Origin of the sequence: Clostridium sp. D43t1_170807_H7, assembly GCF_015555905.1 — a bacterium.
Lineage (GTDB): Bacteria > Bacillota > Clostridia > Clostridiales > Clostridiaceae > Clostridium.
In genome coordinates, this window is sequence record NZ_JADNLK010000042.1 from 1 (window position 1) to 12028 (window position 12028).

The window sequence follows — 12028 nt, forward strand, 5'->3', positions numbered from 1 at the left end:
TTGAAGCTTTAGCAAGTTTAAAATCTTTAGTAAATTTTACGGAATCAATTATATAAATTCTTAGCGAAAATTTCACCACTTCCCGGAAAAGTAATATTCCATTTTTCGTTCTCACTATGTGCGCAATAATATTCAAGTTATATATATAGTAGTTCCTGATGGAACGTTATAATAAATCCATTTTGCATGCTTAGTTGCAAGTCTTACGCAACCATCAGTTAGTTGCATACCTAAACGAGAATCTCTTATAGAACCATCTAGATTATAGGGAATTGAATGAAATAAATAATTATCCTTTATTTGTGTATAATATAAGCATCTAAATCCACGAGCTTCCCCAAAGGAATATCCCTTAGGTCCTGCATAAAAAGTGCCTTTTATAGTAGGGGAACTAGGTCTTCCTATGGTACAAAGAAAGCTATTTTCTAACACCCAATAATGTGTACTTCCTTTAAAGATATTAGTTTTGAAGTTTTTTGTATCTACCCATATAAAGTATTTAGTTTTACTAGAAAAATCACTTTTATTTACTTTTTCTAAAACATAAGCACTATAGGATCTTGGGGTTTTTAATGTGTCAGATATAAGTGTTAAATTTTGACGTGATGAATGATATAAGTTTCTAAATTTAGATATAAAATTCATAATATTTAACTCCAATAAAGTTTTATAGTATATTTTACGATTATAGAAAATAAATGTTAAATGTAATAGTATTTATTTAAGGTGAGATTACTTGTAACATTAATAGAAAGAACTAAAAAAGAAAATAGTCGGACAATAGTTTCGGCTTTAATAATTATTGAAATAGTAGTTTCAATGGGAAATAAATTAATTATAAAAGATAAAAAATATACCTCTCATTTAGTAAAGATGAGACAATAGACACATATAATAAATTAATAGAATTTTATTATGAATAAATTATGAAATCGTTTAAAAATATTCTATGATAGTGTATAATTTTCTTATATGGGGGTGTGTTTATGCAAGTTATAAAAAAGGATGGTAGAATACAAAGTTTAGATGTTATTAAAATAAGAAGTAGTATATTAGGTGCATCCATTGACAGTAACACAATTATAAATGAATCTGATTTAAAAGTGTTAAGTACTAGAGTAGTAAAAGTATTACAAGGTATAAGAGGAGATGACGGGATTACATCAACTTATGAAATTTTTGCAGTAATCATAGAAACTCTCAATAAGGATGGATTTATTGATATAGCAATGTCTTATTTAGGGTATAAGAGTAAGAGAGATAGATAAAAATAGGTTGTAACGTAATGATAGTAATTTTTTAGTTACTATTATGAGTTACAACCTATTTTTTTGAGAATAATATTATAAGGAGGTGTAATACAATGAAAGTGGTAAAAAAAGATGGAAGATTACAAGAATTAGATCAAGATAAAATTGAAGTAAGTATATTAAATTCAACTAGAGATGAAAAGGCATTATTAAATGAGTCTGACGCAAAGATAATAGCAGAAGATGTAGTGAGTTGTATTAAAGAATTTAGAGGAGAAGAATATAATACATCTAGTTATGAAATAACAGGAGTAGTTATAAGTATATTAGCTAGAGATGGATTTGATGATGTAATTAGCTCTTATGTAGGATATAAGAAGTAAAATTATAATTATATTAAGATATAAAAGATTATATTGAAAATATAGTATTCACTAAATCTAAATCAATACTAGTTATAAAATTTATAGATAATACTATGCCGCTATTAGCAAATTATATGTTATAATAAAACAGAATTTTATAGTAAGGAATAGTGGAGGAGTTTATGTATAAATTAATAGCAATTGATATGGATGGAACACTGCTTAAAGAAGATAAAACAGTTTCTGAAAGAACAAAAAATACTATAAAGGCAGCAAAAGAGAAAGGTGTTCAAGTTGTAATTGCAACAGGTAGACCGATAGATGGAGTAACAAGATATCTAGAAGAATTAGATATGTATGATGAAAATGATTGTGTTTTAACTTATAATGGTGGACTAGTTTTAAAGACTAAAAGTAGAGAAGTAATTTCTAAAATAGCATTAACAGGTGCTGATCTACATTATTTACATAATTTAAGTAAGGAATTAGGTGTAAATATTCATGCATTTTCAGATGTACATGGATTAATAACTCCTAAAAATAGCAAATATACAGAAGTTGAAGCAAATATAAATGGTATAGAAATAAACATAAATGATTATTCAGAAATTGAAGATGATCATTCTATAATTAAAGTTATGATGATTGATGAACCAGAAATATTACAAAAGGCAGTAGATAATTTACCAAAAGAAGTTTATGATAAATATACTGTTGTTAGAAGTACACCATACTTTTTAGAGTTTTTAAATAAAGCTGTAAACAAGGGAACTGGTGTTGAGTTATTAGCACAACATTTAGGTATTAAACAAGAAGAAGTAATGACTTTTGGTGATGCAGGAAATGATCTTGATATGATAGTATATGCTGGTATGGGTGTTGCAATGGAAAATGCATTTGAGGAAGTAAAAAAAGCAGCAAATTATATTACTGATTCAAATGAAAATGATGGAGTTGCAAAAGCTATAGAAAAGTTTGTACTTAACTAATAGAATAAAATTAATCTTATAAAATAAGTCTGCTTATGGCAGACTTATTTTATAATTATTAACTTTTAGTATAATTATTCACATACATCTATGAAATTGAAATTCTTAACATCAAATAATCCCTTATCTGTAATTTTGATATCTGGTATTACAGGTAATGATAAAAATGATAAAGTTAAAAATGGATTAAAATTGATATCAGGAGCTATAATTTTCAAAGCATCATGTAATTTATTTAAATCAGAAATAACATCATTAGATTTTCTAGCTGTTATTATTCCACCTATCTCTAAGGATACAGAAGCTAATACTTTACCATCTTTAACAATGATTATTCCTCCGTTTATATTTTTTAACTCTTGTATAGCAAATAGCATATCAGAATCATTAGTACCACAAACAATTAAATTATGAGAATCATGTGCTATAGTTGTGGCAATAGCTCCAGACTTAATATTCAATCCTTTTAAAACACCAAGACCAACATTTCCTGTGTTTTTATGACGCTCTATAACTGCGATTTTTAATAAGTTATCATTTGTTGTTGAACTAACAAATTCATCATTAAAATTTAATTTAGATATATCAAGTCTCAAATGATTACTTTCTAATTTATTTGGTATTAATTCTATAACATTTAATGTTGATTTATTTTTTACATCTATTTTAAGAATATCCTTTGTAAGAGTAGGCAAATTAATAGAGTTTGATAAATTTGGACATAAGTTAGAATCTTCTATATCAGTTATAAGAATATTATTAGATACTACTAATTTACCATTTTTATAAACAGAATTAATTTTAAATTCTTCAAGGTTATCAAGAATAATAAAATCAGCAATATATGAAGGAGCTATAGCGCCTTTGTTTTTTAAATTATAACATTCAGCAGCATTTAAAGTAGCCATTTGAATTGCAATTTCAGGAGCTAGTCCACCTTCGATACACATTTTAATAGAAGTATCTATACTACCATTTTCAGCTAAATCATCAATATGTTTATCATCTGTACATAAGCAAAGACGTCTACTATTAAATATAGAAGCACCTTTAATTAAATCATTTAAATTTTTGGCAACAGTACCTTCTCTCATTAATACATATATTCCACGTCTAACTCTATCAACTAATTGTTCATAAGTAGCACATTCATGATCAGTTTTTATATTAGCTGTAGAATATACATTCACAGAGTGAGTGTTTAAGCCAGCACCATGACCATCTATAATTGAGTTATTAGAAATTGCATCATAAAGCTTATTTATCATATCATCATTGCAATTTGAAACAGAAGGATAATCCATAACTTCAGCTAGTCCTAAAACTTTAGAGTTAGAGTAGAAGTCTTTTAAATCTGAACTATTTAATACTGCACCTGAATTTTCAAATGGTGTAGATGGAACACAGGATGGAAGCATAAAATAAAAATCAAAAGGTATATTTTGTGCAGAGTCAATCATGAATTTGATTCCAGCTTGTCCTAGGATATTTGCTATTTCATGAGGATCTGCAATTAATGAAGTTACTCCATGTAATAGAGCAGTTTTATAATATTCATTTGGAGTAAGCATAGAAGATTCTATATGAGCATGAGAATCAATTAAGCCTGGGCAAATAAATTTTCCAGTACCATCAATTTCTATATCACCTGAATAATCTCCAAGTCCAACGATGAATCCATTTTTTATAGCAACATCGCAAATAAATGAAGAGCATTGAAATACATCAACCACAGAAATGTTTTTTACAACTAAATCACAAGGAATTTCCTTATTAGCTGCTTTAATATTATCAATAAAAATCTTTTTATTCATTTGATTAATCCACCTTTATAAAAATACTACATTAACCTTCGTGGATTTTACTTCATAGTTATATCATTTACGGTGATATAGTAGAGACGCCTAAACCATATTTTTAAGCTTATACGAAGGTTATTTTTATTATTATATGATTATTGATTTTTACTGTCAAAGAAAATTTGTGGAAATTAAAAACCTACAAAGATTAATATTGATAATAAATATTCTAAATTTGTAAAAAATATGATTTAATATTAATGTAAGGAGGGGAAAGGCTATGCCAATAAAAATTCCAAAAGATTTACCTGCATTTAAAGTTTTATCTAATGAAAATATATTTGTAATGAATAATGAAAGGGCAGTAAATCAAGATATAAGACCGTTAAAAATAGCAATATTAAATTTAATGCCTAAAAAAATTCAAACAGAAAATCAATTACTTAGATATTTGTCTAATACACCACTTCAAGTGGAAATTAGGCTTTTACAAACAGAAAGTTATAAATCTAAACATACATCCCTTGAGCATATGGAAAAATTCTATAGTTATTTTAATGAAATCAAAAGTGAAAAATTTGATGGATTAGTAATAACAGGAGCACCAGTTGAGCAATTAGAGTTTGAAGATGTTATATATTGGAATGAGTTAAAAGAGATAATGGAGTGGAGTAAAAGTAATGTATATTCAACCCTTCATATTTGTTGGGGAGCTCAAGCAGGGTTGAATTATCATTATGGAATTCCAAAATATCAATTAGAGAAAAAAATGTTTGGGGTATTTAAACATTTTATAAATGATAGAAATGCAGATCTTACAAGAGGATTAGATGATGTTTTTTATGCACCTCATTCTAGACATACTGAAGTAAGAAGAGAAGATATAGAAAAAATTGAAGAATTAGATATATTATCTGAATCTGAAGAGGCAGGAATATTTATTGTTGCTAATAAAAGTAGAAGACAAATCTTTATATCAGGGCATTTAGAGTATGAAAGAAATACACTTAGGGATGAATATTTTAGAGATGTTAATAAAGGATTAGATATAGAAGTTCCTAAAAATTATTTTCCAAGTGATAACCCTAACCTAGAACCAATGGTTACATGGAGGGGAAGTGCAAATGTAGTTTTTAGCAATTGGCTTAATTATTGTGTATATCAAAATACTCCATATGATTTAGAAGAATTATAGTTTGAAAAAATAGGTTATTAAATTGATTAATAACAATAAGTTAGAAAATCAATTTGATAACCTTTTTAATTGGAAAAATTTTTATATTTTAAATTTTAAAAAGCATATATTATGTTAAATTTCAAGACGTGTTTTTTAAAATTTAATGTAGTATAATGAAAAATATTGTAATGGAAAATGAATGAAAAATTAAATAAGGATAATATAGGAAATTAAATAAAATATAAAGAAAATTAAAGTGGTTGTAAGAAAAATACAGTAAATTCCTTGAAAATAGGTTGAACTATATGTTGTGTTTAAAAGAAAAAGATAGTACAATATGTTGTGTATTTAAGGTTAATGGTATTAATATAAGCACTATTTTTTTATGTAAATTTTCATAAAGTGGATTAGATAAGACAAATTAAAATAAGTATTATTTTAAAGAAAAAGAGTTAAAAAAAGATATATTTGAAAGTTTATTTAACATAATCGACCCTAGAGTATTATGAAAATAAATATCGATTAGTGTATAATTAGCCTTTAAATTAATAACTTATTTTATTTAATAGTGATTATTTAAAATATACTGAAGTTTAGGGAGTGGTATTAATTGAAAGTAATTAAAAGGGACGGAAGTACAGTTGAGTTCGATAAGAGTAAAATAAGAGAAGCTATAACTAAGTCTATGAAAAACGGTAGTGGAATATTTTTAGCTGATATTGCAAGATTAATAGCAAATGATGCTGAAAAGTATTTTAGCAAACAAGATGAGATAGCAACTATTTATAAAATAGAAAGCTATGTGTATGATAGATTAGTTCACTACGGACAAGCTGAAACTGCAAGAGCGTATGAAGGTTACAGAGCTGTACAAGAATTTAAGAGAAATACTAATACTACTGATGATAGTATATTAGAGTTACTAAGCAAGAAGAATGAAGATGTAATGAAGGAAAATTCAAATAAGAATCCTGTGGTATCTGCGACGCAAAGAGATTTAATTGCAGGGGAAGTATCTAAGGATATTGCTAGAAGAAAACTTATTCCAGCGCACATAGTTCAAGCCCATGATGAAGGAGCAATTCATTGGCATGATATGGATTATACTATATCACCGATGTTTAACTGCTGTTTAATAAACTTAGAGGATATGTTTACTAATGGAACAGTAATAAATGAAAAGTTAGTTGAAGAACCTAAGAGTTTTGGAACAGCATGTACAGTAGCAACACAAATAATTGCTCAAGTTTCTTCTAATCAATATGGTGGGCAAAGTATCACTATTAAACATTTAGCTAAGTATTTAAAGGTAACAGAAGATAAAGCATTTAAGCACTATATGGAAATGCTTAATGATGAAGATCTTGCTACTAAGTTAGCTAAAGATATGAAGATGAAGGAACTTAAAGATGGAGTTCAAACTATAAGATATCAATTATCTACGTTACAAACAACAAATGGACAGGCACCATTTTCCACAATTTACCTAGAAATAGAAGAAGGTAATCCATATGAAGAAGAAATGGCAATGATCTGTGAGGAAATGATAAGACAAAGACTTGAAGGAATGAAAAACTATAAAGGTCAAGAAATTGGAGAAGCATTCCCTAAGTTAGTTTACTTACTTGATGAGCATAATTGTCTTGAAGGTGGTAAATATGATTATATAACTAAGCTTGCAGCTAAATGTACAGCTAAGAGATTAGTACCAGATTATCAAAGTGCTAAGATAATGAGAGAAAATTATGAAGGGAATACTTTCCCACCAATGGGTTATAGTAATTAAGTGTAAGACTACGGCTCATGTAAAACCTTGTGAACCCAAGCAAAAGGGGTGTCAGTATAAAGCTGGCTAACGATGAAACCTAAGTCAGTAATGATATGGTAATATCGTGCGAAGTTCTGTAATAAGAAGTCTTACTATATTTAAGAAATGTAAATATGGTAGATTATGAAAAGAAGTTTTAAAATTTACAAAATAACTTGTAAAATTAATAATAAAGTATATATAGGCCAAACTACTGAAACATTAACACAAAGATTTAATAGACATATGGGATACCAAAAAGACGAACATGATACTAAATTTTATAGAGCTATTAGAAAGTATGGAAAGGATAATTTCTACATAGAATTATTAGAAGAAGTATCAAATCAAAAAGAATTAGATGAGCGTGAATATTATTGGATATGCTTTTATGACTCTGTTAAAAAGGGATATAATACTAAAAATAGTATAGGTAAATGTGGAGGAGATACATTATCTAATCATCCTAATAAGGATCTTATTAGTAAAAAGATAAGTAATAGCAAGATTGGAGATAAAAACCCAATGAGAATTAATGGGGGATGGCTATAAAATATAATGTTGGAAGAACATTTTTGGAGTTATGGATTAAAAATAGAAAGAAATGTATTAATAGAAAAAATCTTGAAAGATTTAAGCCCTTAGAAAATAAGAGAGCATTGTATTATGATGAATTTATTACAGAAAACGTGTAGAGACTATCGAAACCACATTAAGGTAATGTAAGGGAGTAGAGTACATTGGAGATTAGCACCAATGGAAGTGCAAGGCGTGATGAAGGTCTGGTGAACTGGAGCGAAGAGATAGTCCAAACCAATAGAAATATTGGAGTAGAATGTGTAGATCACACTTAAGTCCTTGGAAGGATGCAGAAGGAAATTATAAATTTTATGGTAGATTTAATCAAGGAGTTGTATCGTTAAATTTACCACAAATAGCTATAATAGCTGATAAAGATATGGAAATGTTCTGGGAAATGCTAGATCAAAGATTAGAACTTTGTAAAAATGCATTATTAACTAGACATAAAATGTTACTTGGAGTAACTTCAGATTCAAGCCCAATACATTGGCAACATGGAGCTATAGCAAGACTTAAGAAAGGTGAAAAAATAGATGAGTTATTAAAAAATGGATACTCAACTCTTTCACTTGGATATGTTGGTATAGCAGAAATGGTTCAAGCAATGTTAGGAGTAACACATACTTCAGAAGAGGGAGAAAAGTTCGCTTTAGAAGTAATGCAACATATGAGAGATAAATGTGATGAATGGAAGAAGGAAACAGGTCTTGGATTTGGACTGTATGGAACTCCAGCAGAAAGCTTAATTTATAGATTCTGTAGAATAGATAAAGCAAGATTTGGAGAAATTCCAAATGTAACTGATAGATTATATTACACAAATTCATATCATGTACATGTTTGTGAAGAGATTGATGCCTTTAGTAAGCTAAAATTTGAATCACAATTCCATAGCATTAGTAATGGTGGATGTATTTCTTATATTGAAGTACCTGATATGAATAAAAATGTTGAAGCTATTGAAGATATAATTAACTTTATATATCACAACATTCAATATGCTGAAATTAACACTAAATCTGATGTTTGTTATAAGTGTGGATTTAATGGAGAAATGCAATTAGATAAAGAAAGCTTAACTTGGCATTGTCCATCATGTGGAAATGATGATGAAAGTGAATTACAAGTTATGAGAAGAACTTGTGGATATATAGGAAGTTCATATTGGAACAAAGGAAGAACAGCAGAAATTGGAGATAGAGTTCTTCATCTATAAAAAAATGAGAGGGAATCCTCTCATTTTTTGTATAATAATTAATGGGAGGTATTTAGTATGAAATATGCTAAGATTAGAAAGTTAGATGTTACAAATGGACCTGGAATACGTATAACACTTTTTGTAAGTGGATGTACACACAACTGTGAGGGATGCTTTAATAAAGAGCAACAAGATTTTAATTATGGAAATGAATTTACAAAAGAAACAGAAGATGAATTTATTGAATTAACTAAGGCTAGACAAATAAGAGGCGTAAATATATTAGGTGGAGAACCTATGCAACAAGTAATGGATGATACATTATTAAATCTTTTAAAAAGAATAAAATTAGAAACTGATAAACCAATATGGTTATGGTCAGGTTATACTTTTGAAGAAATAATTAATAATCCTAAAAGAGCAGAAATATTAAGAGAAGTAGATGTTTTAATAGATGGAAAGTTTCAAGCAGATAAGAGAGATATAATGCTTAAATATAGAGGATCATCTAATCAAAGAGTTATAGATGTGAAAAAATCATTAGAACAAGGTAATATAGTTGAAATATTATAAAAAGTTAATTAGTAAAATTAATCACAATAGCAGTAATTAAGAAAAGGTTTCTTATGATGTTATTGTGATTTTTTTTATATAAAAAATATTGCTTAAATATATTAAAAAAAGTGCAAATTAGTTATACTAATAACATGGTAATTTTTACAGAGAAAGGAATTGAGAAATATGAGAAAATTAAAAAAGTATATATTAGTTTTATTTCTAATTATGAGTATGGCAGTCATATTAATTGGATGTGGTGAGGTAAAAGTAACTAGTGATACTTCTATTAATATAGATGGAACTAGTGATACAAAAATAAAGGTATATTATGATGATGCTATAAATAAGTTAGTAGATAATGATTTGTTATCAAAAGTTATTACTGAAGTTAAAGATGAAATTCCTGATAAAATACACTTTGGAGAAATAACCAAGTCAAAGGAAGGAGACTTAAATACAGAAGAAGTTAATATATCAACTGATAAAGTGAAAATTAATGAAGCATCTAATTTAAGTAATGATTATTTTAGTATAATTGAAGATAAAGATAAGGGGATTTTTACCAATGAATATAAAGTAACACTTAAGCTTAATGATAGTGCAATAGATATTATTAGTGATTATATAAATAACAATATAAATAATAATATTGGATTAGATTTGGGAAGTTTAATAAATAAAAATATATCTAATTTAATAGGTAGTATTCCAGTAGATTTATCAATATCTATGCCAGTTAAAATAGTAGATACAAATTCTAATGAAATAGTTAATGATAAAACTATAAAGTATTCCTACACTATAAATGATTTAAATGAAAGCAATAGTATAATTATAGGATTTAAAGTTCCTAATATACAAAATATAGTGATTGTTTTAGTAATAATTGCTTTAATAATAGTACTAATAATTATTTATTATATTAAAAGAAGAAAAAAATAAAATTTATTAATTTTATACCATATTTCCATATTTTTTTATAAAATACTATAGAAATAATTCCGAGATTATTATAAACTATTTGTGAATATTTTTAGAACATAGTTGATTGCAAAACTAACTTTAAAAATTGAACAAAACTATTGATAAAAGCTAAGTATAGGAAATAATTGGAGTATGCATAAAAATTTCTAAAAAAGCGCACACTAAAAAAGCCTAAAATAATTACCAAATTTTAAGATATAACTTTTTTTATTGATAATATATTTTGGGTATTATTCATATTGTTAGCTATTAACACAACGATTAGTTGTGTTATAGCTGATAAAATCACTTCAGATTTAAGTGATTCTGTGTTGTTAAGTTTTGTGTACTGTAAAGCAAGTGGATATTTCATCATGAAATTTGTTCTTTCAATGATGGTTCTTGTTTTATAAATATTATTCCATTTGCTTGAATTTCTTGGAATAACAGTATGCATTCTTATATTATTATCAATGGGAACTTGATAAATCTTGCCACACTTAGATGTTGTGCAAGGATTTTCACAAGTTAAGATATATTGAGTTTTCCCATTGATTCTAGTTTTTTTAGATTTGGGACAAATCCATTTAATCCTATCTGAACGTCCTTTTTCACGTGTTATTCCATCAAATTTCATAAGTAGCTTATTATCATTTGGGCAAGTTGGTACACCATTTTCATTAAATCCAGGCATAGGAGATGATGGCGCCCTGCGTAGCGGGATTATGGGTATTATATTCTTATCTTTATAAAGGTATTTATAATTATCAACAGCATCAAAACCAGCATCTCCAAGAAAGTATTTATATTCAAAATCATGTTTGGAGAAAAATTTATTTAATGTTGGAATTAGAGATTTTGCATCATATGTATCTTTAGCTTCGCTAGCGGTAGCTGCTTCGGTGATATTAGTTGATTTATCATTTAGGAAATCTATATCTCTGATTATACCTAGACCATTTGTAACTATTGAAGTTTTTAAAGCATAACAATAATGACCATTCATATATGAAAGTTTAATATCAGGGTTTGCATAAGAAACTTTAGGCATTTTACTGCAAGCAAATGAATGGGCATTAAATGTTGGATTATTTTTGCTCAATGCTTTACATTGACGAAGTAGTGTATCAAATTTTTTAGGATTATTTTCATTGACATAGGCTTCTATGCCAGTAGTATCAACAATTAAAATATCATTTAAGTATGAATTTATTTCATCGCAAATAGGATCTGTAATTTCAACTAAATAATCAAAAAAATTTTTTAGATCTTTTTCAAATTTAATTTTGAATCTAGAAAATTGTGAAGCATTAGGAACCGTAGTGAAACCGCAAATATCA

At 27.2% G+C, this 12028-nt stretch carries 12 protein-coding genes, 1 pseudogene and 1 riboswitch; of the genes and pseudogenes, 10 read left to right on the top strand and 3 right to left on the bottom strand.

Annotated features, from left to right (window positions below; all coding sequences use genetic code 11):
• Positions 1-132 precede the first annotated feature (132 nt).
• Complete coding sequence (locus tag I2E98_RS15060) at positions 133-648, bottom strand: L,D-transpeptidase (protein ID WP_291658912.1); 516 nt, start codon at positions 646-648, stop codon at positions 133-135.
• Between the two features lie 338 nt (positions 649-986).
• On the opposite strand from I2E98_RS15060, the gene I2E98_RS15065 reads away from it, so the two are divergent.
• From I2E98_RS15065 to yidA, 3 genes are all read left to right on the top strand, one after another.
• Positions 987-1268, top strand: a complete 282-nt coding sequence (locus I2E98_RS15065; RefSeq protein WP_195469697.1) for an ATP cone domain-containing protein — start codon at positions 987-989, stop codon at positions 1266-1268.
• Between the two features lie 95 nt (positions 1269-1363).
• Complete coding sequence (locus I2E98_RS15070; protein WP_195469698.1) at positions 1364-1633, top strand: ATP cone domain-containing protein; 270 nt, start codon at positions 1364-1366, stop codon at positions 1631-1633.
• 164 nt (positions 1634-1797) lie between these two features.
• The gene (yidA, locus tag I2E98_RS15075) at positions 1798-2604 is read left to right on the top strand and encodes a sugar-phosphatase (protein ID WP_195469699.1); all 807 of its coding nucleotides are present in this window, start codon (positions 1798-1800) and stop codon (positions 2602-2604) included.
• A gap of 74 nt (positions 2605-2678) precedes the next feature.
• On the opposite strand, the gene ade is transcribed toward yidA, so the two are convergent.
• Entirely contained in the window at positions 2679-4418 is a 1740-nt protein-coding gene (gene ade / locus I2E98_RS15080) for an adenine deaminase (RefSeq protein WP_195469700.1), read from the bottom strand.
• Positions 4419-4453: 35 nt separating this feature from the next.
• Positions 4454-4555: riboswitch (purine riboswitch) on the bottom strand.
• Positions 4556-4683: 128 nt separating this feature from the next.
• Here ade and metA point away from each other — a divergent pair.
• From metA to I2E98_RS15115, 7 genes and pseudogenes are all read left to right on the top strand, one after another.
• Positions 4684-5598: a homoserine O-succinyltransferase gene (metA, locus tag I2E98_RS15085; RefSeq protein ID WP_195469701.1), complete on the top strand. Its 915-nt coding sequence runs from the start codon at positions 4684-4686 to the stop codon at positions 5596-5598.
• A 592-nt stretch (positions 5599-6190) separates the two neighbouring features.
• On the top strand, positions 6191-7366 hold the full coding sequence (gene nrdD, locus I2E98_RS15090) for an anaerobic ribonucleoside-triphosphate reductase (protein ID WP_347708047.1): 1176 nt from the start codon (positions 6191-6193) through the stop codon (positions 7364-7366).
• A gap of 165 nt (positions 7367-7531) precedes the next feature.
• Positions 7532-7939: a GIY-YIG nuclease family protein gene (locus tag I2E98_RS15095; RefSeq protein ID WP_195469702.1), complete on the top strand. Its 408-nt coding sequence runs from the start codon at positions 7532-7534 to the stop codon at positions 7937-7939.
• Positions 7930-8082 (top strand): hypothetical protein, encoded by a 153-nt coding sequence (locus I2E98_RS15100; protein WP_195469703.1) that lies wholly within the window; start codon positions 7930-7932, stop codon positions 8080-8082. Before I2E98_RS15095 ends, I2E98_RS15100 begins: the two co-directional genes overlap by 10 nt.
• A 143-nt stretch (positions 8083-8225) precedes the next feature.
• A pseudogene (gene nrdD / locus I2E98_RS15105) lies at positions 8226-9185 on the top strand (anaerobic ribonucleoside-triphosphate reductase); the annotation flags it as partial.
• Positions 9186-9242: 57 nt separating this feature from the next.
• On the top strand, positions 9243-9740 hold the full coding sequence (gene nrdG / locus I2E98_RS15110) for an anaerobic ribonucleoside-triphosphate reductase activating protein (protein WP_195469704.1): 498 nt from the start codon (positions 9243-9245) through the stop codon (positions 9738-9740).
• A 168-nt stretch (positions 9741-9908) separates the two neighbouring features.
• Positions 9909-10667, top strand: coding sequence for a hypothetical protein (locus I2E98_RS15115; RefSeq protein WP_195469705.1), 759 nt, complete (start codon positions 9909-9911; stop codon positions 10665-10667).
• A gap of 232 nt (positions 10668-10899) precedes the next feature.
• Here the strand turns inward: I2E98_RS15115 and I2E98_RS15120 are convergent.
• Positions 10900-12028: transposase (locus tag I2E98_RS15120; RefSeq protein ID WP_207737635.1), on the bottom strand; the 1129-nt coding region annotated here is incomplete at its 5' end.

Excerpts from the sequence above, each read along its gene's own strand:
- I2E98_RS15065 (WP_195469697.1), top strand. The coding sequence starts at position 987 with ATGCAAGTTATAAAAAAGGATGGTAGAATACAAAGTTTAGATGTTATT.
- I2E98_RS15070 (WP_195469698.1), top strand. The coding sequence starts at position 1,364 with ATGAAAGTGGTAAAAAAAGATGGAAGATTACAAGAATTAGATCAAGAT.
- yidA (WP_195469699.1), top strand. The coding sequence starts at position 1,798 with ATGTATAAATTAATAGCAATTGATATGGATGGAACACTGCTTAAAGAA.
- ade (WP_195469700.1), bottom strand. The coding sequence starts at position 4,418 with ATGAATAAAAAGATTTTTATTGATAATATTAAAGCAGCTAATAAGGAA.
- metA (WP_195469701.1), top strand. The coding sequence starts at position 4,684 with ATGCCAATAAAAATTCCAAAAGATTTACCTGCATTTAAAGTTTTATCT.
- I2E98_RS15095 (WP_195469702.1), top strand. The coding sequence starts at position 7,532 with ATGAAAAGAAGTTTTAAAATTTACAAAATAACTTGTAAAATTAATAAT.
- I2E98_RS15100 (WP_195469703.1), top strand. The coding sequence starts at position 7,930 with ATGGCTATAAAATATAATGTTGGAAGAACATTTTTGGAGTTATGGATT.
- nrdG (WP_195469704.1), top strand. The coding sequence starts at position 9,243 with ATGAAATATGCTAAGATTAGAAAGTTAGATGTTACAAATGGACCTGGA.
- I2E98_RS15115 (WP_195469705.1), top strand. The coding sequence starts at position 9,909 with ATGAGAAAATTAAAAAAGTATATATTAGTTTTATTTCTAATTATGAGT.